The sequence below is a fragment of the Sphingomonas crocodyli genome (assembly GCF_004005865.1).
GTDB lineage: Bacteria > Pseudomonadota > Alphaproteobacteria > Sphingomonadales > Sphingomonadaceae > Rhizorhabdus > Rhizorhabdus crocodyli.
On record NZ_SACN01000001.1, the window covers coordinates 759,330 to 783,012 of the forward strand.

A 23,683-nucleotide genomic window follows, 5' to 3' on the forward strand; every position below is an offset into this window, starting at 1 on the left:
TTCCGGATCCCGCTATTTCTTTCGATCGTCAAAACCCTTTGCTCTGCAAAGAGTTCGCGGGTCGGCGATCGATTTGCCGCACCAATGCTTCGGCTAGTGCCTTCAGGACGATGTCTTCGCCCGGAAGGTGATGACGCGGTAAATATAGATCAGGAGGATTGCGGCCATGATGGTCGTGCTGACCGGCCCCAGCCACCGTTCGACCGAGGAGAAGTTCTGGCCGAGCCACCAGCCTGCTATTGCGAGTGCGCTGGTCCAGATCCCGGAGCCGAGGATCGTCAGCACAGCGAAGCGCAAGGGACGCATGACGAAGACGCCGGCGGGGATCGAGACCAGAGTGCGGATGCCGGGCAGGAGATGTCCCACCGGAATTGCCCATCCGCCATGTTTCTCGAACCAGCTATCGAGCCATTCGATGTCGTCGGGCGACAAGGTGATCCATCGGCCGTGGCGGCGCGCCCATCGCTTGAGGCGTTCTTCCCCCAGCCACCGCCCCAGACCATACCAGCAGCCGGCTCCTGCACAGGTTCCGGCGATCCCTGCGGCGATGACGAGCGGTAGCGACGTCCGCCCGTCGGCCGCCGCATAGCCCGCCAGCGGCATGATCAACTCGGACGGAATGGGCGGGAAGATGTTCTCGAGGAACATCAGCAGAGCGACGCCAGCAGCCCCCAGCGTCTCGATCAGCGAGTTGATCCAGTCATCCATAGGATGGGAAACCGAAATCGATCGTCCGGGATCCGTCCAGCTTATGAAGTCGCCTCGACCAGCTCGGCGTTCCTCTTGCCGCTCACGATATAAAGCAAGCCAATCGTAGCGACGAGGCCGAGCGCGATCAGCGGACCCATCATGTCTTCCTGCGTGGCCTGTCCCGCCATCATGCACAGGCAGACCAGCGCGCCGAGGACGGGGACCGCCAACGGGACATCGAAACTTCCCTCGATCCTGCCGTCGCGCCGTTTGAGAATGGCCAGCCCGATATTCACCACCGTGAAGACGAGCAGCAACAGCAATACCGTGGCGCTGGCGAGCTGGGTGATGTCGCCGGCAAACTGAAGCGCGATTACCACGGCGAGCATCAGTGCGATGGCGACGTGCGGCGTCCGCCTTCGGCCGTGCACGCTTCCCAATGCCTCAGGCAGCATGCCCTGGCGCGACATGCCGTAGAGCATCCGCGAGCCCATCACATAGTTGACCAGCGCGGTATTCGCGACGGCCGCGATCGTGATGAAGGTGAAGCCTATTTCTGGAAACCACGGGGCCGCACGAGCGACGACGGCCTGCAACGGACTCGGCGCATCGACGAGTTCCTGCCACGGCAAGACGGACACGGCGGTGATCGAGACCGCGACATAGATCGCCGACGCGATCAGCATCGCGCCGATCAGGGCGAAGGGGATGGAGCGTTGAGGATTTTCAACCTCTTCCGCGACATTCAGCATGTCTTCGAAACCGATGAACGAGAAGAAGGTCAGCAGCGAACCTTGCAGCAGCAATATCGCGGTGATGCCGGACGTGCCGTCAGCTCGGGTCGGCGTTTCGATGAGGTTGGTGTCGCCCCAGAAAGTGATGCCTACGATGATCACCAGCAGCAGCCCACCCGCTTCCAGGAAGGTGCACAGGGCGTTGGCCCACAGCGATTCCGTAATCCCGCGAAACACGATCGCGGCGAGCAGCAGCAGGAAGCCGATAGCGAGCAACAGGATGATCAATGGGGTACCCGCGATCGACGGCCCTTCCGCGACGCCCAGCAATGGCGCGACATTTTCCGCCACCACCTTCGCCTGCGTGGCGATCGATACGAGCCCCGAAAGCAGCACAGTCAGCCCAACCACATAAGCCAGGCTTGGCCAGCGATAGGCGCGTAAGGTGACATAAGCGGCGCCGGCTGCCTTGGGATAACGTGACGCGATCGAGGCATAGCTGAGGCCGGTCAGGAGCGCGGCGAGCATCGCCAAAAGAAAGGCCGCCCACAGGGCCGAGCCCATAACACCGGCCGCCTTGCCGATCAGCCCGTAAATGCCCGCGCCCAGCATTGAGCCGACGCCGTAGAGCATCAGTTGGAAGCGGCTGACCGATCGCTTGAGTTCCGCCACGCGCCATCCCTGATCAACTGATTGTCAGGTCCGAACGTCCGGCTGCGGCGATCGTGCCGTGTCGTTCAGGCGCTGGCCTTCTTGCGGCGCGTCTCCCAACCTTTCTTCGCGGCGGCGGACCGTGTCGCGTGGCTCTGGCTCGAACCGCTTTTCCGGCCGCCCTTGCGCGCCGCCTCATGCGTATCCGGCTTGCCCCGACCCGATCCCGATTTGTTGCCGCCGCCGGATTCCTTGTTCACCGTCGCCCAGGCGCGTCGCTCGGCTTCCGCCTTGCCGACACCGCGATCCTCATATCCTTCCTCGATATGCGCGGCCTTGCGCTTCTGCTTGTCGGTGTAGCTCGATTTGTCACCGCGGGGCATATTGCCGTCTCCTTCTTCCTTGGTGGCGAGGAACGCTCCCATCACGCACATTCTTTCAGGCCGTGTGCTGATGTTGGCTGATCCACTGGGGCGATCCGGCAACGGCGCCTGATATCCAACGGCCGAAACCAAATCGCGCCGCCGCCGTTGGCTGACCATGTTGATGCATGACCATTGGCTGCCGATCATCATCCGGCTCGGCGTTGCCACGCTACTGGGGCTCGCGATCGGCTTCGAGCGGGAGTGGCGCGGCCATGATGCGGGGATGCGCACGCACGCGCTGGTCGCGCTCAGCTCGGCAATGATCACCGTCTCGGCGCTGCTCCTGTCGGACGATCTGTACAGACGCGGCACCGACAGCGACCCGGTGCGGGTGGTTCAGGGACTTGCCCAGGCCATCGGCTTCATCGCCGGCGGGCTCATCTTCGTGCGCGGTGGCGGCGTGAAGAACATGACGACAGCGACGAGCCTGTGGATGGCGGCCGCAGTCGGAATTGCTGGCGGCGCTGGCCAGTTCGCGCTCGTCGTCATCGCCTCGGTAATGGCCATATTGGTGTTGACGGTCGTGGGCGTCGCGAAACGTTTCCTGCCCCTGCCCGATGAAGAGGCTCCGACCGTCAGCGGCCATGTCAGCCTGCCCAACCGGCGAGGCAGTGATAGCGATACGCAGAGCTGACGGATTTCGAAAGAAGACGCGCGCGGGTCACTTCGCAGCTGCGTCCAGTGATCGTCCGCCTCCCGCCCGTGCAATGTAGGGAGGGCTGTCGAGATCGTCAGCGCGTTGGAGATAGGCGGCAGACATTTTCAAATGGATGGCCGCGGCGCAGCGGTCTTTGGAGTTGGTGGCGAGTACGGCCTCCTGGCGCGCACGTTCGATGAAATAGTCGCGCTGATCGGCCTGATAGGGCGTTGGCATCAGGCCTCTCCGCGAGGGCGCATTGCCGACTGGTCTGACCACAGATGCTCGCGATAGCGTCGGAAACAGTCCTGACCCCGCGCCAGACGGATCAACGCGCCTTCCGCGATCGCGATCGCCCGCGCAGGATCTTCCGCGATGGCCGGTCGGAGCGCCTCGCGATTCCAATCCGCGCTATGTTTGACGTCGAGCACCGCGTGAAGGTCGAAATAGCGCCTCTCGCGCTCGCTCAGCCCGATGCGGCGCAGCCCTTTGGCAACCATCGCCGATCGTCCCGGCGCGGTCAGTTCGATCACGCCAAGGGCGCCAACCGAATGCCACGCATAACGCCGCGTCGTCGCCATCGCCGTCATCGCATTGGCCAGCGCGAGGCTTTCCCACACAGTCGTCTCGATGCTGGGTTCGACATTCAGCGTTTCAACAAGTTGGTCGAGCATCGGGCCGTGCATGCCCTTCGCATTGCCGCGTCCCATTTCATCCCAGTAGTTACGCGCCAGTTCCAGCTTGGGCCCGACAGGCAACTTGACCTGGGTCATCGCTACCAGATCATCGAAGCCGGCTTCGCCTGCCGCCTCCTGTTCAAAGAACCACCTCAGTTGATCGGCATCCGCTTTTTCGGCCAGCCAGGGGAAGAGCGGATCGCCTTGTCCGGGGCCGGTCGCTTTCAAATCCTCGAACCACGCGATGAAGCCGTCGGGGTCGGTTGGGGCCGACGCAGCCTCATCCGCAACCCCTGCGCGCAACTCCTCCAGAAAACCGCCTTCAAGCCGCAGCATGCGGTTATCCCGGTCGAGCAGCTGCTGCCAGTCATGGGTGGGAAAGGCAGGGGCGAGCCGCTCGCGATTCCATCGCGCCAGCCCGCGTTGAAAGCTGTCAGTGAGAAACTGGGAGCCCTGCGCCTCGCGTCGGAACTGGGTTGCCATCATCGATCCTCGTGTTTTCGGTTTGGCTCAGAAAACACTTTCGATGGCGTGCGGTTGCGATCGCTCTGCCCTAACTGATTTGCATCAATGTCTTTTTCGGCGGCAACAGTCCGGCACTGCAGGATGACAGCCGCTTGCACACCGCCTCGCCGATCAGTAGCAGGGTGGGATCATCGTCGCTGATCGTCGCAGTCAGGAAGGCGAGTGCGTCGAGGCGGCCGCGGATCAGGCGTTCGTCGGGGAGGGAGACGTTGACCGCGATCATGACCGGCGTGTCGGCGGCGCGGCCTGCGGCGATCAGGCGTTGGGCGATCGTGGGTGCGGCGGCGCGGCCCATATAGACGGCGAGGGTGGTGTCGGGGGCGGCAAGCGCGGTCCAGTCGAGATCGATCGTCTCGCCCTTGCGCGCGTGCGCGGTCACGAAGGTCAGGCGGCGAGCGAGGCCGCGTAGGGTGAGTGAGGCGATGCCGCTGGCGGCGGCCGCGCTGGCGGCGGTGATGCCGGGGCAGATGCGGACGGGGATGCCGAAGGCGGCGATATGCTCGATCTCCTCGGTCGATCGGCCGAAGATCGAGGGATCTCCGCCCTTCAGACGGACGACCTTCTTGCCCGCGAGTGCGGCTTCGGCGAGCAGGACGTTGATGTCGTCCTGATCCTTCGAGTGACGCCCCGATCTTTTGCCGACGCTGACCAGTTCGGTTTGCGGCCGGGCGAAATCGAGGATGGCGGGGCCGACCAGTGCGTCGTGGAAGATGATGTCGGCTTCGGTGATCAACCGTTCGGCCTTGCGCGTGAGAAGTTCGGGATCGCCGGGGCCGGCGCCCACCAGCCAGACGGGTTCAGACGGCGGCATGGCTCACCTCCTTGGCGGCAGTGTTTTCGGTCAGGATTCGGCCGAGCGCGGGGCGGCATGATCCGCAATTGGTGCCCGCGCCCAGCGCCTTGCCGATCGCGGCGACATCGGCCAGGCGCTGGTCGGCGATCGCGGCGACGATCGTCTTGAGGCCGATGTCGAAACAGACGCAGATGATCGGCCCGCGATCGGCCTGCGCGCCCGGCGCGCGCGCGGCGAGGAGTGTCGGAGCGACTGACGGCGCCTGTAGCTGCGCGATCAGCCAGTCGCGGCTCGGCAGTTCGCCGTCGCGGGTGACGAACAGGGCAGCTGCCATCCGCTCTTCGGCGATGACGGCGATCCGCCGTGTGCCCCGCGCCTTGTCCGCCGCCTCGATCCAGTCGCCCTTGGGCAGCGCCTTTTCGAGGGCCGCCGGATCGCCGTTGCCCGCCAGTTCGTAGAGCGCACCGCCCCCCACCGTGATCCGCGTCGTCCAGACCGCCTCGGGCCAGCGCGGCGCCTCACCCCGCACGATCAGGAAGGCGCGCCATTCGGTCGCGACCTTTTCGACCTGTGTCGGGGTCGATTTGAACCCCGGCTGCCCCGAATGCGGATCGGTGAGCGGCCGGGGAAGCAGGCCGGTACGCCCGCCACTCGACTGGCGATCGGTCCAGTGGATCGGGGTGAACATCTCGCCGCGGCGCTGGCCTTCGCTCAGGGTTGCGCGGAACAGGCTCTCGCCCTGCGGGGTCGCGACGCGAACGATGTCGCCCTCGGCGATCCCGCGCCGTTCGGCATCCTCGGGGTTGATCTCGGCCAGCGGTTCTTCGCGGTGGCGCGCGAGCTTGGGCGAGAGGCCGGTGCGCGTCATCGTGTGCCACTGGTCGCGGTAGCGGCCGGTGTTGAGCGTCAGCGGCCAGTCCTTCAGCGGATCGGCCAGCTTCGCCTGCCGCACGGAGACGAGCCGCGCGCGGCCATCTGGAGTGGAGAAGCCGCCATCGGCGAAGGGTTGGCCGCCCCAAAGGTTCGGCTCCATCGCGTCATAGGCCGCGTTGCCGATCGCGGCGTGGTGCCCGATGTCGAACAGCCGCGCGCCACCGTTCTGATAGGTCGAGAGCCGCGCATGTTCGCGATAGATGTCGGCGGGCCGTTCGTAGGCGAAGGCGCTGCCCCAGCCCATGCGCTTGCCGACTTCGCTGATGATCCACCAGTCGGGGCGCGCCTCGCCGGGGGCGGGCAGCAGGCCGCGCTGGCGGCTGATCCGCCGTTCGCTGTTGGTAACGGTGCCGTCTTTCTCCGCCCAGCCGGTCGCGGGCAGGCGGACGTGCGCGAAGCGGCCGGTGTCGGTGTCGGCGATCACATCCGACACGACCACGAACGGACAGGCGGCGAGCGCCTCGCGCACGCGGCCGGCATCGGGCATCGACACGGCGGGGTTGGTCGCCATCACCCACAAAGCCTTGATCCGGCCTTCGCCGACCGCACGGAACAGATCGACCGCCTTGAGGCCCGGCTTCGTCGCCATTGCAGGCGCTGACCAGAAACGGCCGACACGCGCGACGTTTTCAGGCGCGAAATCCATGTGCGCTGCGAGTGTGGAGGCAAGGCCACCGACTTCGCGGCCGCCCATCGCATTAGGCTGCCCGGTGATCGAAAAGGGCGCGGCGCCCGGCTTGCCGATCCGGCCGGTGGCGAGGTGCAGGTTGATGATCGCGTTGACCTGATCGGTGCCGCGCAGCGCCTGGTTGATCCCCTGGCTGAACAGGGTGACGGTGCGCGGATTGGCGGCGAACAGATCGTAATACTGCTTCAGGTCGGCTGGCGCGACGTCGCAGGTCTTGGCGACGCTCCACAGATCGCTGTCCTCCTCAATCGCATCCCAGAAATCGTCGGGCGTCGCGACATGCGCGGTGAGGAAGGCTTCGTCGAGCAGCCCCTCGCGACGGCAATGCGCGAGCAGCCCGTTCATCAGCGCCACATCGCTGCCCGGCCGGATGGCGAGGTGCAGGTCGGCATCCTCGCACGTCTCGGTGCGGCGTGGATCGATGACGACCAGCTTGGTACCGCGTTCGGCGCGCGCGGCCATGATGCGCTGATAGACGATCGGGTGGCACCAGGCGGTGTTCGATCCGACAAGGATGATCAGGTCGGCCGCATCGAGATCGTCATAGCTGGCGGGCACGACATCCTCGCCAAAGGCCCGGATATGCCCCGCCACCGCGCTCGACATGCACAGGCGCGAATTGGTGTCGATATTGCCGGAGCCGATGAAGCCCTTCATCAGCTTGTTGGCGACATAATAATCCTCGGTCAGCAGCTGGCCCGAGACGTAGAAGGCGACGCTGTCCGGCCCGTGGCGCGCGATCGTCTCCTTGAAGCGGCGCGCGACCAGATCGAGCGCCTTGTCCCATCCGACGCGTTTGTCGCCGATCATCGGGTGGAGCAGGCGCCCGTCCAGCCCCACCGTCTCGCCCAGATGGGTGCCCTTCGAACAGAGGCGGCCGCGATTGGCGGGATGATCGGGATCGCCCTCGATCTTCACCTGCCGATCGCCGGTCACGGTCGCGCGGATGCCGCAGCCGACGCCGCAATAGGCGCAGGTGGTGCGGACCGCCGCCTCGCTCACGCCGCGATCGCCGTCGCCAGCAGCGCGAGCCGCGCGATCAGGATGCGGCCGGCATCGACGCGTACCGGCACCGTCGGCACGCAGCCCTTGTCCTCGCCCAGCGCCTCGCCGGTCTCCAGCGAGATGCGCCAATTGTGCAGCGGGCAGGCGACGGCATGGCCGTGGATGATGCCCTGGCTCAGCGGACCGTGCTTGTGCGGGCATCGGTTGACGAGCGCGAAGACGCGGTCGTCGCCGGTGCGGAACAGAGCGATTTCCTCGCCCCCCGCGACGGGCACGGTGCGCGCGCCGCGCAGCGGGATTTCGACGACGGCGCCGATGTCGATCCAGTCTCCGGTCATATCCATCACTCCGCGGCCAGGATTTCGATCGGGCGGAATTCGCCCAGATGCGCGTGCTGCTCGCGCTCTGCGCCGGCGGCGCGGGCGGCCCAGGGGTCGTCCTGCGAGAAGCTTTGCGAGAAGAGGAAGCGGCTGGTCAGCGCCTCGCGGCCCACTTCGTCATCGACGATGCGCGCCTTGATGTAATCGAGGCCGACCCGCTCGATCCACGGTGCGGTCCGCTCCAGATACCAGGCATCCTCGCGGTAGAGCTGGGTGAAGGCGGCGCAATAATCCATCGCCTGTTGCTCGGTCGTGACCTTGCAGAGGAAATCGGTCGCGCGGACCTTGATGCCGCCATTGCCGCCGACATGGAGTTCGAAGCCGCTGTCGACGCAGACCACGCCGAAATCCTTGATCGTCGCTTCGGCGCAGTTGCGGGGGCATCCCGACACCGCGATCTTGAACTTGTGGGGCATCCACGATCCCCACGTCATCCGTTCGATCTGCACGCCAAGGCCGGTCGAATCCTGCGTGCCGAAGCGACACCATTCGGAACCCACGCAGGTCTTCACCGTGCGGAGCGATTTGCCATAGGCATGGCCGGACACCATGCCGGCGGCGTTCAGATCGGCCCAAACGGCGGGCAGATCCTCCTTTTTGATACCAAAGATGTCGAGCCGCTGGCCGCCCGTCACCTTCACCATCGGCGCGTTAAATTTCTCGACCACGTCGGCGATCGCGCGCAGCTCGCGCGGGTTGGTGAGTCCACCCCACATGCGCGGGACGACCGAATAGGTGCCGTCCTTCTGGATGTTGGCGTGCATGCGTTCGTTGACGAAGCGGCTCTGCTGGTCGTCGACATAGTCGCCCGGCAGCGCGCACAGCAGATAGTAATTGAGCGCGGGGCGACACGAGGAGCAGCCGTCGGGCGTCGACCAGTGGAGCGCCTGCATCACCTCGGGGATCGAGCGCAGCCCCTGTTCGACGATCTCGCGGCGGACATCCGAATGGGTAAAGCTGGTGCATTTGCACAAAGTCTTCGGCCCGGCCTTCACATCGTCGCCCAATGTCAGCGCGAGGAGATTTTCGACCAGCCCGGTGCAGGAGCCGCAGCTTGCCGACGCCTTGCACGTCGCGCGCACCGCATCGAGGCTGCACGCGCCGCCCGCGATCGAGGCGACGACCTGTCCCTTCGAAACGCCGTTGCAGCCGCAGATCTCGGCATCGTCCGAGAGCGCCGCAACGGCCGCCTTAGGGGCCGAAGCGCCCCCTCCCGAGGCGAAGGCCTGTCCGAAGATGAGGAGATCGCGCAGATCGGCGATATCCTCCTGCTTCTTGAGCAGATCGAAATACCAGCCGCCGTCGGCGGTATCGCCATAGAGGACCGCACCGACGATGCGATCTCCCTTCACGATCACGCGCTTGTAGACCCCGCGGGATGCGTCGCGCAGGACGATATCCTCCGCGCCGTCGCCGCCCGAAAAATCGCCCGCCGAAAAGACGTCGATCCCCGACACCTTGAGCTTGGTCGACGTGACCGAGCCGCGATAGCCGGTCGGCTGCCCGACCAGCCCATCGGCCAGCGCGCGGCACATGTCCCACAAGGGAGCGACAAGGCCGTAAACCTGCCCGTCATGCTCGACGCATTCGCCGACCGCGAGGACGGCGGGGTCGCTCGTCACCATATGATCGTCGACCTGGATGCCGCGCCCGACCGCAAGCCCCGCCTCGCGCGCCAGCCCGGTCGACGGGCGGATGCCCACCGCCATGACGACCAGGCTCGCCGGGATCAGGCGGCCGTCCTTCAGGCGCACGCCTTCGACGCAGGTTTCGCCGACGATCTCGGCGGTGTCGGCGCCGGTCAGCACCGTCTGCCCGCGCCGTTCGAGTTCGGTCTTGAGCAGCCACCCCGCCGCCTCGTCGAGCTGGCGCTCCATCAAAGTCGGCATCAGGTGCAGCACCGTCACCTTCATGCCGCGCAGGGTCAGGCCATGCGCGGCCTCCAGGCCCAACAGGCCGCCGCCGATCACGACGGCGTCGCCGCCCTTGTCGGCGGCGGCCAGCATCGCATCGACATCATTCATGTCGCGGAAGCTGATGACGCCGGGCAGGTCCTTGCCGGGCACCGGGATGATGAAGGGATCGGAACCGGTGGCGATCAGCAGCCGGTCATAGGCGACGCTGCGGCCCGACCGCGCCGTCACCGTCTTCGCGGCGCGATCGACCGCGATGACGGGATCGCCCGCGATCAGGTCGATCGCGTTATCGGCATACCAGGCGGCGTCGTTGATCACGATCTGCTCGAACGTCTTTTCGCCCGCCAACACCGGCGACAGCATGATCCGGTTGTAATTCACATGCGGTTCGGCGCCGAAGATCGTCACGCGGAAGCGGCCGGCGTCGCGCGCCAGAAGCTCCTCGATCGCGCGACATCCCGCCATGCCGTTGCCGATGACGACGAGATGCTCGCGCGCCGCGCCGCTTGGTCCTTCGTCGGTCTCGTCGACCGTCGTCCTGCCCTGAAAGTCCATGCCCCAAACTCCAGAAACGAAAAAGGCCGCCATGCGGACGCTGGAAATCCAGCGCCTGCATGGCGGCCTTGCCATCATCGCGACCGGGGGTTGCCCGCCGGTTCGATGCGCCCTCCGCCTCCGTCGGTGGAGGCATCGGACTATGTCGGATCGGGCATCCTTGCCCGTTCACCTGAGAGAATGTCGTGAAACGCCGATTCTCTCAAGTGAATATTTTGCACTGCAGCGTCACAGTGTCCAATCGAGCTGCAACCACAGTTTCTGCGTGTCGGTGGCGAAGCTTTTGGCCTGATAATCGGCGTAGCGCACCGAAACGGCCGTCCGCTTGCCCAGCTTCGCCGAGAGCAAGGCGTTCCATTCGTGGCCGTAGTGGGTATCCAGCCGGTCGCTGCGGAAATCGTGATAGACGATCTGCGCGGTAACGCCGGTGAACGGCCCGACCTGCTTCCAGCCATAGCCCGCGCTGCCATAGAGATCGCGCAAGCCGTTGGGCGGCGTGGCGGCGAGGAACTTGTCGGCCCAGCCGTTGAACTTGAACAGGGTCGAATAGGGTGTCTGGAAGCTGGTCAGCGCCGCGCCCTTGTCGGCGCCCAGCATCTCATAGCCCCCGCCCAGCTTGAACCCGCGCACGTCGAGCATCAGGTCCGCCAGATAATAATCCGCCGCATAATCGTTCGGGTTGCGATGATAGTCCGACTGGCGGGCATAGCTGATCTGCCAGGCCAGCTTCGCCGTCTTCGATACGGCGCGGGACCCGGCAAGACGGGCGCCATAGGTCTGGCTCGACATGCGGAAACCCTGCATCGCCGCCTCGTCGACATCGACCAGATAGGCGAAGCCGGTCAGCGCGCCGATCGGTGTCGCATAGGAGATGTTGGCGAAGACGTTGTCGCCCGAAATCGCCTGCTGCCGCGCCGCACGTCCGTCGATGCCCCAGACGGTGCGGACGCTCCACACATAGCTGATGTCGACCTTTAGTTTGGCGATCGGCGTAATTTCGGCACGCACCCCGTCGAAGGTCTGGCCGTTGTCGCGGAAGGCGACATTGCCGACGAAGCGTTCGTCATCGAGCGCGATCTTCTGCCGCCCCGCCGTCAGCGTCGCGGCCTTCGTCCTGTACTGAAGCTGCGCAATGTAGAGCGCGACATTTTCCGGGTCGGCGACCAGCGGCGTGCGCGTCGCGACGCCGTGCAGCCCGTCATAATAGTTACCCTTGATCGCGAGCGTGCCCTGCGCCTGCACGGTTGCGGACAGCGCGCCGCTGCTCGCCTGCACCCCGCCGCGCACCCGCGCGGTCAGCGCGTTGGCGGTGTCGGGCAGGCCGTCCTGATCGACATGTTCGTATCGGATGCGCGCTTCGGCGATGGGCTTGAGTGCGATCCCCTGGGCACAAGCCGGCCCTGCGGCGGCCAGCACGGCCGCCGTTGCGATGATGGTCTTCATTCCCGTCCCCCACGGAAAATGGGCGGGCGCGCGGCCCGCCCGTGCGGCCTTCAGATGCGGACGCCGTCCAGCGCCGCGCTCCAGGTCGTGCGCCACCGGCGCTTGATCAAAGCGAGCGACAGGAAGGCGATCACCGCCAGCCCCGCGAAGATCAGGAAGCCGGGCTGGTAAGAACCGCTCAACTGCTTGGCGAAGCCGAGCGAGGAGGCGAGGTAGAAGCCGCCAATGCCGCCCGCCATGCCGACCAGCCCGGTCATCACGCCGATCTCGTCCCGGAAACGCTGCGGCACCAATTGGAACACCGCGCCATTGCCTGCGCCCAGCGCCAGCATCGCGACGACGAAGGTGCCCAGCGCGGCCTCCAGCGTCGGCGCCATGCTGACGCCCGCCAGCGCGATCGCTGCGACCACATAGACCGCCGACAGCATCTTCACGCCGCCGATCTTGTCGGCCAGCGCGCCGCCGACCGGGCGGATCAGCGAACCCGCGAACACGCAGGCGGCGGTCGCATAGCCCGCCATGATCGTGGTCAGCCCGAACTGATCGGTGAAATAGATTGGCAGCGAGGCGGCCAGGCCGACGAACCCGCCGAAGGTGACGCTGTAGAACAGCATCAGCCACCAGGCGTCAGCCTGCTTGAGCGGCTGGAAATAGGCCGACAGCGGCTTGGCCGGCGGTGCGTTCGGCGCATCCTTCGCCATGATCATATAGGCGACGAACACGATCGTCAGCGGGATGCAGGCAAGGCCCAGCACCGCATTCCATCCGAACAATTTGGCGAGGATCGGCGCGAACAGCGAGGCGAGCACCGTGCCCGAATTGCCCATGCCGGCAATGCCCATCGCTTTGCCCTGATGCTCGGGCGGATACCAGCGGCTGGCCAGCGGCAGCGCGATCGCGAAACTGGCGCCCGCAAAGCCCAGCACGACGCCCAGCGCCAGCGTGCCCGCGAAGCTCGACACGCCCATCGCCCACGCAATGGCGAGGCCGACGATCACGATCACCTGGCTGATCGCGCCCGACCGTTTCGGCCCGATCCGATCGACCAGCAGCCCGTTGACGAGGCGCAGGATCGCGCCCGCGAGCGTCGGCGTCGCGACCATCAGCCCCTTTTGCGCGGGCGTGAGGCCCAGCGCGGCGGCGATGTCCGGACCCAACGGGCCCAGCAGCACCCATACCATGAAGGCCAGATCGAAATACAAAAAGGCGGCGATCAGCGTGGGCTTATGCCCCGCATCCCAGAAGCCGCGCGGCGGCGAGTCCAGATCGTCCCAATATGCCGTAGCCATGACGGATACCCCCAATATCGTGAAAACGAAAAAAGCCGCTCTCCAGCCTCGCGCATTGCGGACTGGACAGCGGCTCTGCTGTCGTCGGTGGAGGGCGGATCCCTACGTTGGGACGGCCTCCTCTGGGCGCGCTTCGTCGCGCGACCCACAAAAGCTGGCGGAAATCGCCGTTTCTCGCAAGTGCAAAAAACTAATCCGGGGGAATCGCGGCTAAGCCCTTGAGATAACCGGTCACATCCTGCGGATCGAAGGCGCGGCCATCGAAAAATCGGTCCGGGCCGAGGGTCAGCGCGCCTTCATGCGCACCCACCGCCGTCGGCGTGGACAAGGCGCCTTCCACCTTCATGCTCGCCCCCGGCATCGGCAGCCCCGACCCCGCCAGCGCGCGGCGATAGATATCCGATCGGAAGACGTCGGCGGCGCGCCGTTCATTGTCTTCATCCGCCTCCGCCATGTTCCAGCGGACGAGCTGCGAGTAGATCCAGAGCGCCTGGCTGCGCCACGGGAAGTTTGCGGCTTCGCGCTGAAACAGCATGAAATCGGGTACCGTCACCGGTGGCTCGCCATGCCGCAGCACCATCTGCCCGGTCAGCGCGGGCATCAGTTCGGCGGCGGGCCGACCGACATATCCGGGCCTTTCGAGCAGTTCGGCCAGTTCGGCATGATTGGCGGGATCGTCACACCAGATGGCGGCACGCGCGAGCGCGGGCAGCAGCCGGTCGATCGTCTCGGCCTGCGCCTCGATCCAGTCGGCGCGGAAGGCCAGCACCTTCTCGACGCCGCGTTGCCAGATGCGTGATCCGGCCGCGACGATCTCTCCCAGCCCCTCGGCAACCGCGACGCTGCCCCACGGTTCGCCGGCGATGAAGCCATCGATCTCGCCCGCGCGCATCGCCTCGACCATCAGCGACGGGGGCAGCACGCGCAGCGTCACGTCGCGATCGGCATCGACGCCTGCGGTCGCCAGCCAGTATCGCAGCATCAGCGCATGGCACGAGAAACGGTGGACGATGCCGATCACCGGCTTGCGCCGATGCAGTCCGATCGCGCCCGCAAAGTCATGCGCGGCGGCGATCGGATCGGCGAGACGGCGGACCGGATCGGGATCGAGCGCGGCAGCGAAATCGCTCGCCATCGCCAGCGCATTGCCATTGACGTTGAGCTTGAACGGAGCCGCCAGTGCGGCCGGATGCTGGCTGAGCCCCAACGTCACCGCGATCGCGAGCGGGGCGAGCATGTGCGCCGCCTGTACCTGTCCGTAGACCAACCGGTCGCGCGCCGTGGCCCACGATGTCGTGCGGACCAGATCGAGCGCGATGCCCGCCTCCTCGGCAAAACCCTTCTCGCGCGCGGCGATCAGGACCGCACTGTCGGTCAGCGGCAGGAAGGCGATCGAAATGGGGGTCATTCGCTGCCTCCCAGCAGGCTGCTCGCCGTTATCAGCGCCTCGGCGACGTCGACGATCCGGCGCCCCTGGTTCATCGCGGTCGATCGCAGCAGGGTATAGGCGGCCGGCTCGTCGAGGCCGCGGGTCTTCATCAGGATCGCCTTGGCGCGATCGATCGTCTTGCGATCGGCCAGCGCGGTGCGCGCCTCGTCCAGATCCGCCTGCATCTTGGCGAACGCGTTGAAGCGGCGGATCGCGAGATCGAGGATCGGCTTCACCCGTTCCTTGCGCAGCCCGTCGACCACATAGGCCGAAACCCCCGCGTCGATCGCTGCGCCGATCATCGTGTCGTCCGATTGATCGACGAACATCGCGATCGGCCGTGCGAGCGCCCGGCTGACCGCCAGCATCTCTTCCAGCGTGTCGCGGCTGGGGCTGCCCAGATCCATCAGCACCACATCGGGCGCCATGCGTTCGAGCTTCGCGACGAAGGCGCCGTGCGGCGGCACGACATGGATATCGTCATAGCCTGCCTCGCGCAGCCCGTCCTCCAGAACGGTCGCCCGCAGCCCGCTATCGTCGACGATCGCGATCCTCAACGCTTCCCCCAAAACGCGAATGCGCGAGACCTATGGTCGAACGGCGGCCTTGAGACAATCATGCCTCTAGGAAAAGTCGCTAATTGGGGAGGATTGGACGTCAGGCGCCTGTAATCGACGGGCTAATTGCGGTTCGCGACCAGATCGTCGACGACGGAAGGATCGGCGAGGGTGGAGGTGTCGCCAAGCGAGGAGACGTCGCCCTCGGCGATCTTGCGCAGGATGCGGCGCATGATCTTGCCCGAACGGGTCTTGGGGAGACCGGGGGCGAACTGGATCGCGTCGGGGGTCGCGATCGGGCCGATTTCGGTGCGGACCCAGTCGCGCAACTCTTTGCGCAGCGGCTCGCTCGATTCCTCGCCGGCGTTCAGGGTGACGTATGCGTAGATGCCCTGACCCTTGATGTCGTGCGGGAAGCCGACGACCGCCGCCTCGGCGACCTTGGGGTGTAGCACCAGCGCCGATTCGACTTCGGCGGTGCCCATGCGGTGGCCCGAGACGTTGATGACGTCGTCGACCCGGCCGGTGATCCAGTAATAGCCGTCCTCGTCGCGGCGGCATCCGTCGCCGGTGAAATATTTGCCGCGATAGGTCGAAAAATAGGTCTGGAAGAAGCGTTCGTGATCGCCCCAGACGGTGCGCATCTGCCCCGGCCAGCTGCGCGCGATAACCAGATTGCCCTCGGTCGCGCCCTCCAGAATCTTGCCGTCGGCATCGACGATCTGCGGCTCGACCCCGAAGAAGGGTTTGGTCGCCGAACCGGGCTTGAGGTCGATCGCGCCGGGCAGCGGGGTGATCATCGCGCCGCCGGTCTCGGTCTGCCACCAGGTGTCGACGATCGGGCAGCGGCCCTCGCCCACAACGTCATGATACCAGCGCCATGCCTCCGGGTTGATCGGCTCGCCCACCGTGCCGAGCAGGCGCAGCGACGCTCGGTCGGCGACGAGCACCGCGTCGTCGCCTTCCTTCATCAAGGATCGCAGCAGGGTTGGCGCTGTGAACAAAGTCGCGACGCGATGCCGTTCGACGATCCGCCACACACGGCTGGCGTCGGGCCACGTCGGCACCCCTTCGAACATCAGGGTCGTCGCACCGTTCGCAAGTGGCCCATAGACGATATAGCTATGGCCCGTGACCCAGCCGATGTCCGCCGAGCACCAGAAAACCTCGCCGGGCCGGTAATCGAAAACGAACTGGTGGGTAAGGCTGGCCCACAGCAGATAGCCGCCGGTGGTGTGAAGCACGCCCTTGGGCTTTCCGGTCGAGCCCGAGGTGTAGAGGATGAACAGCGGGTCCTCCGCATTCATCGGTTCCGGCGCGCAATCGGCCGAAACCTTTGCTGCGGCTTCATCATACCAGATGTCGCGTGCAGGATCGAAGGGTACCGCGCCGCCGGTCGCACGTAAGACGATGACCTTCTTCACGCTGAAACTTTGATCGAGTGCGGCGTCGACATTGGCCTTGAGCGGCACGCGCTTGCCGCCGCGCCGTCCTTCATCCGCCGTGACGACGATCGTGCTGTCGCAGTCGGTGATCCGCCCCGCGAGCGCATCCGGCGAAAAGCCGCCGAACACGATCGAATGGATCGCGCCGATCCGCGCGCAGGCAAGCATCGCGAACGCCGCCTCGGGGATCATCGGCAGATAGAGGGTGATGCGGTCGCCGCGCCGTGCGCCGGCCTGCTTCAGGACATTGGCGAAGCGGCACACTTCGGCATGGAGTTCGGCATAAGTGAAGATGCGCGGCGCCTCGGCGGGATCGTCGGGTTCCCAGATCAGAGCGATCGCATCGGCACGCTCGGCCAGATGTCGGTCGAGGCAGTTGGCGCTGACGTTGAGCACGCCGTCGCCGAACCAGCGGATCGCGAAATCGGCCTCGTCGAACGAGCTTTCGCACGCGCGCGTCGGCGGCGTCACCCAGTCGAGCCGGCCCGCCTGTTCGAGCCAATAGGCATCGGCCCGATCGAGCGAGCTTCTATACTGGTCCGCATGGCCGGCCGCATCGACCAGCGCGTCCCGTGCCCATTCCGCTGGCACCGGATAGATGTCGTCCGCCATGTCTTTCCCTTCATCCTTCGAAGCGCAGGCCCGCCCACAGCGTGCGTGGCGTGCCCAGATCGATCGATCCGCCCGCGTTGCGCGTCTGCACCTTGGTATCGAACAGGTTCTCGACCCGCGCGACGAGGCGCAGGCCGTGTGCCAGCGGCACCGTGGCGACCCCGTCGACCGTCAGCGCGCTGCGCAGCCTGTCGACCTGCAGATCATCCTCATATTGCCGTGAGATGTAGCGGATCGTGGCCGACAGCATCGGCCCGCGCGCCGGCTCCCACGCCACCGTCGCTGTCGCTGCGTGGCGCGGGCTCTGCGCGGGGGCGAAGCCGTCGAACGGCTGGCCGGGCGCATCGACCTCGGCATGGCTGTAGGCATAGGAGGCCGAGAGATGGAATGCGTGCTTGCGCCATCCGGCCGTCAGCTCGACGCCATTGGCGACGACCGCATCGACATTGCGGCGCTGGCGTAGATTGGTGCCGATCGTGACATTGGCGATCGCGTTGTCGAGCCGGTTGTGGAATGCGGTTGCGCTCAGGTTCAGCCCTTCGGCCGGGGTCAGGTCGATCCCGGCTTCGATGCCCTTGAGCTTTTCAAGGGCGAGCGCGGCATTGGCCTGGGTCGTGATCGGAACGACGGTGAATGGGCGATAGAGTTCGTTGAGGGTGGGTAGGCGGAAGCCTGTATAGCCGGCCCCGCGCAGCGCGATCGCATCCGACAATCGGTAGAGCAGGCCCGCGCGCGTCGACACCGCCCAGCCATCCCGATCGGCGAAGCGATTGTCCGCGGTCGATACGCCCGCGGCGGTGGCCGCGTGGAAATAGCCGTCGACGATCCGCCAGCGATCGGCGCGCAGCCCACCGGTCAGGACGAGCCGGCCCAGCGTCCAGTCATCCTCGACGAAGAGGCCCGTCGTGCTCTGGTCGCCCCCGGCACGCCGCCGCGCGGTCAGCGCTCCGGTCGTGGCATTATAGGCATCCTCGAACATCGTCCCGTTGGCGAAGCGGCCGTCGATGCCGATGCGTAGCACATGCGCCGCGCCGACCGGCGGGCGCAGTTCGATCTTGCCGCCGAGGCCGGTCGCAGGCGTATGGCGCTGATCGAGCGAGCGGCGGAAGGTCGTGGAACTGATCACGACATTGGCGAAGTTGCGAAGCTGCGCATAAGCCAGCGCATCGACCTGCCAATCGCCATGCGCGACGAGGCGGATGCTCGCATCCTGCCCTTCGCTGAGGCTGTCGGCCCCGGCGAAGCGCAAGGTGCGCGTGTCGCGAAAGGCGAGGCCGCGCACCTGCAATTCCATGTCGTCGGACAGCGGCGCGACGGCGCGCGCGCCGATCGACCAGCTATCGTAACGGGCTGGCACGGTTGCGGCGACGCGCTGTGCGACGGGCGTGGTCTGAAAACCATCGCCGCGATCCCAACGCCCCGACAGCGACAGGAAACCGCCGCCGACTTCGGGTGAAATGCTCGCGCTCAATTCGGTCGCGTCGCGGCTGCCGTAAAGAGCTGAAGCGGCAATGGCGGGCAATTGATCGCGCCCGGCGCTCGTCAGTTCGATCGTGCCGGCGACGGCGCCCGCACCGAAGGCGCCATTGCCGCCACCGCGCGTCACGCGGATCTGGCCGATGCGATCGGGGGTGATCGCGCTGAACGGAATATAGCCGAAGAAGGGATCGCCCATCGGCACGCCATCGAGCAGGATCAGCGTTCGGCTCGACGCATTGCCGCCCAGCGCGCGCAGCGTTGCTCCCTGCGCGGAAGGGTTGGCCGATCGGCTGTCCGATCGGCGGAACTGCTGAAAACCGGCGACGTCGGTCAGGACATTTTCGATTCGCCCGGATGCGGCGTTGGTCAGGCGGTTGCGATCGATCGTCACCGATCCGTAAGCGGGCATGCCGGGCGTCTGCGACAGCCCCTTGCCCAGCACGACGATGTCGGCGCCGGCATCCTCATCCTCCGCCCGCACGGCGGTGGGGGCGATGGCGAGCATCAGGAAAATGAAGCCGCGCATCTTATCCCCCCCCCCTGTTTCCCTTCGCCCCGTGCCATCCGCGGAGCATTGGCCCTTTCCGATAAAAGGGCGTGGGCGGTGCGTCGCCTGTACCAAAGGACGACGCGCCGTCCGTCAGGCGTCCTTTGCGAGCATCGGCTGCGGCGCGATGTCGGTGAAGTTGGGCAGATCGCCGAACACCGCCTCGGCTTCGACCGAGCCCAGGGCGGCCTCGATCGACGCCTTGTCGCGAAAGGCGAGCAAGGCGATCGCCGCGAAGGGCGCATCGGCCTGATCAGGCAGCAGCGCCGATGCGTCGGTCAGGCCGTGCGCGGCCCATTTCGCGCGGACGAGCGGGATGTGGGTGGCGAGATAATAATCGGCGTCGAAACGCGCGTTCGGCGTCGACGGATAGGTCACGACGAGCTTGGCCATCATTTCACCTGTGCGAGAAGGGGCGTCATCCGCTTGGCGGCGAGGCCGGGGAGCTTGACGGTCTTCGCCGCCGCGATGTTGGCCGGCTTCCCGGCCTGCACAAGCGCAACCATGCCCATCGAATAATGGGGCTTGCACTTGATCCCATAGACGCCGGGCTTGTCGAGCTTCAGCGTCATTTCCTGGTTCATCCCGCCGACCGTGTGGGCGACGCCTTCGGGCATCATCCCCTCGATCGTCTCGGCATTGTGGCTCTTGTCGGTGGGGACGAAGTGGACGGTATCGCCGACGGCCGCCTTCACGAAGGCAGGCTCGAACACCATCATCCCGTCCTTGCCCATATTCTTCATCTGCACGGTGATGTCCTTGGCGGCGGCGGGTGCCGCCACGAAGCCGGCGCCCACGACGGCGGCCAGGACCAATTGGGGGAAGCGCATTTCCGATCTCTCCGAACCATTTTTGGCCGCGTGCGGCGGCGTCGGCAGGAAGAACACACGCTTCATTCGCGGCGCGCTATTGCCCCTTGGTACAATGGCGTCGGCCGTCGACTGCCGCGCATCATCATCACCGGGATTCGTGCCGCCGCCATGCCGCGGGCCGGACATAAGGAGATGAAGAGATGCTGCAGCAGGCGATCGAGCAACTGAAGGGCGATGTCGCCATCCGCTCGAAATACGACAATTTCATCGGCGGCGATTGGGTCGCTCCGGTTCAGGGCCGCTACTTCGACAATCCGTCGCCGATCACCGGCAAGACGGTGTGCAGCATCGCGCGCTCGTCGGCCGAGGATATCGAACTGGCGCTCGATGCTGCGCACAAGGCGAAGGAAAGCTGGGGTCGCACCTCGCCCGCCGACCGCGCCCGCATCCTCAACCTGATGGCCGATCGGATGGAGGCGAAGCTCGATCTTCTCGCGCTGGTTGAGACGATCGACAACGGCAAGCCGATCCGCGAGACGACCGCCGCCGACATTCCGCTGGCGATCGACCATTTCCGCTATTTCGCCGGGTGCCTGCGCGCGCAGGAAGGATCGATCGCCGAGATCGATCACGATACCGTCGCCTATCATTATCACGAGCCACTGGGCGTCGTCGGCCAGATCATCCCGTGGAACTTCCCGATCCTGATGGCGGTGTGGAAGCTGGCCCCGGCGCTCGCCGCCGGCAACTGCGTCGTCCTCAAGCCCGCTGAACAGACCCCGCTGTCGATCATGGTGCTGATGGACGTGATCGGCGATCTGCTGCCGCCGGGCGTGCTCAACGTCGTCAACGGCTTCGGTATCGAAGCGGGCAAGCCGCTTGCGCAGAACAAGCGGATCGCCAAGATCGCCTTCACCGGGGAGACGACCACCGGCCGTCTGATCATGCAATATGCGACCGAAAATCTGATCCCGGTCACGCTGGAACTCGGCGGCAAATCGCCCAACATCTTCTTCGCCGACGTGATGGCCGAGGATGACGACTTCCTCGACAAGGCGGTCGAAGGCTTCACCATGTTCGCGCTCAATCAGGGTGAGATTTGCACCTGCCCCAGCCGCGCGCTGATCCAGGAATCCATCTACGACAGGTTCATGGAGAAGTGCATCGCCCGCGTGCAGGCGATCCGCGCGGGCAGCCCGCTCGACATGTCGACGATGATCGGCGCGCAGGCGTCGAACGATCAGCTTGAGAAGATCCTGTCCTATATCGACATCGGCCGGGACGAGGGCGCCAAGGTGCTGACCGGCGGCGCGCGCGCCACGCTCGGCGGCGAGCTGACCGACGGCTATTATGTCCAGCCGACGATCCTGCAGGGGCACAACAAGATGCGCGTGTTCCAGGAGGAGATTTTCGGCCCGGTCGTCGCCGCGACGACCTTCAAGGATGCCGATGACGCGCTCGCGATCGCCAACGACACGCTTTACGGTCTGGGCGCCGGCGTCTGGACCCGCGACGGAACCCGCGCCTACCGCATGGGCCGCGGCATTCAGGCGGGCCGCGTGTGGACCAACTGCTACCACGCTTATCCGGCCCACGCGGCCTTCGGCGGCTACAAACAGTCGGGCATCGGGCGCGAGACCCACAAGATGATGCTCGATCATTATCAGCAGACCAAGAATCTGCTCGTCAGCTACAGCCCCAAGGCACTGGGCTTCTTCTAAGACTCCGTGTGTCCGGCAACTGCCCTCTCTCGAGACGGACGCAAACTTGCGGCGGGCTTCGGCCCGCCGCCTCTCCTTGATCGGAGATCGATCATGGCCCTGCCACCCCGTATTCTCGCCACCCCGGCCGCCGAAGCGCTGATGGCCGATCTGGCTGCGGTCCACGGCCCGTTGATGTTCCATCAGTCGGGTGGTTGCTGCGATGGTTCAGCCCCCATGTGTTACGCCGCCGGCGAGTTTCGCGTCGGCACGCAGGATGTTCTGCTCGGTCATGTCGGTGGCGATATCCCGGTGTGGATCGGTGCGGCTCAGTTCGAATATTGGCGCCATACGCAGGTGACGATCGATGTCGTGAAGGGGCGCGGCGCCGGCTTCTCGCTGGAAGGGCCGGAGGGCTTTCGCTTCATTGTCCGCAGCCGCGTCTTCACCGATGCGGAAGCCGCCGCGCTCGAAGCCGCGGGCGATCTGCCGCGGGGCGCCTGATGCTCACCAACCATCCCCTTCGCGAACGCGTCGTGCAGGAGATGTTGTTGCGTCGCTTTCCGGCGATCACCACGCCGTCGCGGATCGTTCAGATCGTCCGCATCGTGGCCGCCGCCGATCGCGATGAGGAACGGCGACGGGTGATGGCGATGCCGGACGGTTCGTTCATCGAGCCGGGCAGCCACGACCGCCATGTCGCGGGTGCATGCCCGCGCGGCGCGCTGCTGTCGTGGGAGCGGCACAGCGAGGCGAGCACCGCAACGATATTGCTGCCGCTGGGCATCGAGGCGTGCGACGCGACTGCGTGGATCGAAGGGCTGCCCGGCCATGTCGTCCGCGCGATGCGGATCACCGTCCTCGCCGATGAGGCGAGCGCCGGTCCGGTCCTGACGGCAGCGGCGCTGGCGAAGGCCGATCTCGTCACCTGCCATGTCGGGCCGTGCCGGATCTGGTCCGATTTCCGGATGGGAAACGACGGTTACGGGCAGATGATCCTCGTGGCCAACGGATGTCCGCCCGCCGACCTCGGCCGGATCATCCAGCGCGTTCAGGAACTCGGCAATTATCGCAATCTTGCCTTGCTCGGCCTGCCTCTGGTGCAGCAGCACGGCGCGGGCCTCGATCGGCTGGAGGCCCAGTTGTCCGAAGAGGCGCGGCTGATCGCCGAGGGCGCGCAGGATGATGAGGCGCTGCTTGAACGGCTGTCGGCGCTGTCGGCCGAACTGGAGCATGTCGCCGCCGCCACCGCCTTCCGGCTGGGCGCGACCAATGCTTATGCCGCGATCGTCGCCGATCGGCTCGCATCGCTCGATATCCAGGCGATCGAGGGTCATCAGAGCCTGGTCGACTTCAACGACCGTCGCTTTGTCCCCGCGGTGCGGACCTGCGCGACCTTCGCGGCGCGGATCGACACGCTGGGCGCACGGACGGCGCGGATAACCGCATTGCTGCGGACGCGGATCGAAACGAGCATCGAGCGTCAGAATCGCGACCTGCTCACCTCGGTCGAACAGGGCATCGGATTGCAGTTGCGCCTCCAGCATCTGGTGGAAAGCCTGTCGGTTCTGGCGATCAGCTATTATGCGATCAGCCTGCTCGGCTACGTGGCCAAAGGGGTGTCGAAAGTGATGCCCTGGCTCTCGCCCGAACTCCTGCTCGCTATGGCCGTATTGCCCGTCAGCCTGGGCATAATGGCGTTCATCCGCCACCGGCGCGGGCGGCTCTTCGCAGGTGACGCCGCCCGCCATGCATGACATC

At 65.9% G+C, this 23,683-nt stretch carries 21 protein-coding genes; 4 read left to right on the forward strand and 17 right to left on the reverse strand.

What is annotated here, in order from left to right; translation table 11 throughout:
- Window positions 1–102: 102 nt before the first annotated feature.
- The 3 genes from EOD43_RS03655 to EOD43_RS03665 all read right to left on the reverse strand — a co-directional run bounded on the left by EOD43_RS03655 (window position 103) and on the right by EOD43_RS03665 (window position 2,458).
- Window positions 103–708: a DedA family protein gene (locus EOD43_RS03655; protein WP_127741186.1), complete on the reverse strand. Its 606-nt coding sequence runs from the start codon at window positions 706–708 to the stop codon at window positions 103–105.
- A gap of 41 nt (window positions 709–749) precedes the next feature.
- Window positions 750–2,096 (reverse strand): APC family permease, encoded by a 1,347-nt coding sequence (locus EOD43_RS03660; RefSeq protein WP_476712813.1) that lies wholly within the window; start codon window positions 2,094–2,096, stop codon window positions 750–752.
- A gap of 65 nt (window positions 2,097–2,161) precedes the next feature.
- Window positions 2,162–2,458 (reverse strand): plasmid stabilization protein, encoded by a 297-nt coding sequence (locus tag EOD43_RS03665; RefSeq protein WP_127741190.1) that lies wholly within the window; start codon window positions 2,456–2,458, stop codon window positions 2,162–2,164.
- A gap of 157 nt (window positions 2,459–2,615) precedes the next feature.
- Between EOD43_RS03665 and EOD43_RS03670 the strand changes: the two genes are divergently transcribed.
- Window positions 2,616–3,134 carry an MgtC/SapB family protein gene (locus EOD43_RS03670; protein ID WP_127741192.1) on the forward strand — a complete coding sequence of 173 codons (519 nt, stop codon included), beginning with the start codon at window positions 2,616–2,618 and terminating at the stop codon, window positions 3,132–3,134.
- 27 nt (window positions 3,135–3,161) lie between these two features.
- Here EOD43_RS03670 and EOD43_RS03675 read toward each other — a convergent pair whose 3' ends face one another.
- The 14 genes from EOD43_RS03675 to EOD43_RS03740 form a co-directional block, all read right to left on the reverse strand.
- Window positions 3,162–3,374, reverse strand: a complete 213-nt coding sequence (locus EOD43_RS03675; protein ID WP_127741194.1) for a hypothetical protein — start codon at window positions 3,372–3,374, stop codon at window positions 3,162–3,164.
- Window positions 3,374–4,297 carry an iron-containing redox enzyme family protein gene (locus EOD43_RS03680; RefSeq protein WP_127741196.1) on the reverse strand — a complete coding sequence of 308 codons (924 nt, stop codon included), beginning with the start codon at window positions 4,295–4,297 and terminating at the stop codon, window positions 3,374–3,376. Before EOD43_RS03680 ends, EOD43_RS03675 begins: the two co-directional genes overlap by 1 nt.
- 70 nt (window positions 4,298–4,367) lie before the next feature.
- Entirely contained in the window at window positions 4,368–5,150 is a 783-nt protein-coding gene (cobA, locus tag EOD43_RS03685) for a uroporphyrinogen-III C-methyltransferase (RefSeq protein ID WP_127741198.1), read from the reverse strand.
- Window positions 5,137–7,755 (reverse strand): nitrate reductase, encoded by a 2,619-nt coding sequence (locus EOD43_RS03690; protein ID WP_127741200.1) that lies wholly within the window; start codon window positions 7,753–7,755, stop codon window positions 5,137–5,139. Before EOD43_RS03690 ends, cobA begins: the two co-directional genes overlap by 14 nt.
- Window positions 7,752–8,096: a nitrite reductase small subunit NirD gene (nirD, locus tag EOD43_RS03695; RefSeq protein ID WP_127741202.1), complete on the reverse strand. Its 345-nt coding sequence runs from the start codon at window positions 8,094–8,096 to the stop codon at window positions 7,752–7,754. Before nirD ends, EOD43_RS03690 begins: the two co-directional genes overlap by 4 nt.
- Before the next feature lie 5 nt (window positions 8,097–8,101).
- The gene (nirB, locus tag EOD43_RS03700) at window positions 8,102–10,609 is read right to left on the reverse strand and encodes a nitrite reductase large subunit NirB (RefSeq protein WP_127741204.1); all 2,508 of its coding nucleotides are present in this window, start codon (window positions 10,607–10,609) and stop codon (window positions 8,102–8,104) included.
- A 228-nt stretch (window positions 10,610–10,837) separates the two neighbouring features.
- Complete coding sequence (locus tag EOD43_RS03705) at window positions 10,838–12,052, reverse strand: hypothetical protein (protein WP_127741206.1); 1,215 nt, start codon at window positions 12,050–12,052, stop codon at window positions 10,838–10,840.
- Between the two features lie 50 nt (window positions 12,053–12,102).
- On the reverse strand, window positions 12,103–13,341 hold the full coding sequence (locus EOD43_RS03710; protein ID WP_127741208.1) for a nitrate/nitrite transporter: 1,239 nt from the start codon (window positions 13,339–13,341) through the stop codon (window positions 12,103–12,105).
- Window positions 13,342–13,531: 190 nt separating this feature from the next.
- Entirely contained in the window at window positions 13,532–14,749 is a 1,218-nt protein-coding gene (locus EOD43_RS03715) for a CmpA/NrtA family ABC transporter substrate-binding protein (RefSeq protein ID WP_127741210.1), read from the reverse strand.
- Window positions 14,746–15,327, reverse strand: a complete 582-nt coding sequence (locus EOD43_RS03720; RefSeq protein WP_127741212.1) for an ANTAR domain-containing response regulator — start codon at window positions 15,325–15,327, stop codon at window positions 14,746–14,748. Before EOD43_RS03720 ends, EOD43_RS03715 begins: the two co-directional genes overlap by 4 nt.
- 122 nt (window positions 15,328–15,449) lie before the next feature.
- Window positions 15,450–17,384 carry an acetate--CoA ligase gene (gene acs / locus EOD43_RS03725; protein ID WP_127741214.1) on the reverse strand — a complete coding sequence of 645 codons (1,935 nt, stop codon included), beginning with the start codon at window positions 17,382–17,384 and terminating at the stop codon, window positions 15,450–15,452.
- A 10-nt stretch (window positions 17,385–17,394) separates the two neighbouring features.
- Entirely contained in the window at window positions 17,395–19,389 is a 1,995-nt protein-coding gene (locus EOD43_RS03730) for a TonB-dependent receptor (RefSeq protein ID WP_127741216.1), read from the reverse strand.
- A gap of 114 nt (window positions 19,390–19,503) precedes the next feature.
- The gene (locus EOD43_RS03735) at window positions 19,504–19,803 is read right to left on the reverse strand and encodes an EthD family reductase (RefSeq protein WP_127741218.1); all 300 of its coding nucleotides are present in this window, start codon (window positions 19,801–19,803) and stop codon (window positions 19,504–19,506) included.
- Complete coding sequence (locus tag EOD43_RS03740) at window positions 19,803–20,240, reverse strand: pseudoazurin (protein ID WP_127744608.1); 438 nt, start codon at window positions 20,238–20,240, stop codon at window positions 19,803–19,805. Before EOD43_RS03740 ends, EOD43_RS03735 begins: the two co-directional genes overlap by 1 nt.
- A gap of 182 nt (window positions 20,241–20,422) precedes the next feature.
- Between EOD43_RS03740 and adh the strand changes: the two genes are divergently transcribed.
- The 3 genes from adh (at window position 20,423) to EOD43_RS03755 (ending at window position 23,679) form a co-directional block, all read left to right on the forward strand.
- The gene (gene adh, locus EOD43_RS03745; RefSeq protein ID WP_127741220.1) at window positions 20,423–21,943 is read left to right on the forward strand and encodes an aldehyde dehydrogenase; all 1,521 of its coding nucleotides are present in this window, start codon (window positions 20,423–20,425) and stop codon (window positions 21,941–21,943) included.
- Between the two features lie 93 nt (window positions 21,944–22,036).
- On the forward strand, window positions 22,037–22,426 hold the full coding sequence (locus tag EOD43_RS03750) for a DUF779 domain-containing protein (RefSeq protein ID WP_127741222.1): 390 nt from the start codon (window positions 22,037–22,039) through the stop codon (window positions 22,424–22,426).
- Window positions 22,426–23,679 carry a DUF3422 domain-containing protein gene (locus EOD43_RS03755; RefSeq protein WP_127741224.1) on the forward strand — a complete coding sequence of 418 codons (1,254 nt, stop codon included), beginning with the start codon at window positions 22,426–22,428 and terminating at the stop codon, window positions 23,677–23,679. The genes EOD43_RS03750 and EOD43_RS03755 overlap by 1 nt, the downstream gene beginning before the upstream one ends.
- Window positions 23,680–23,683: the final 4 nt, after the last annotated feature.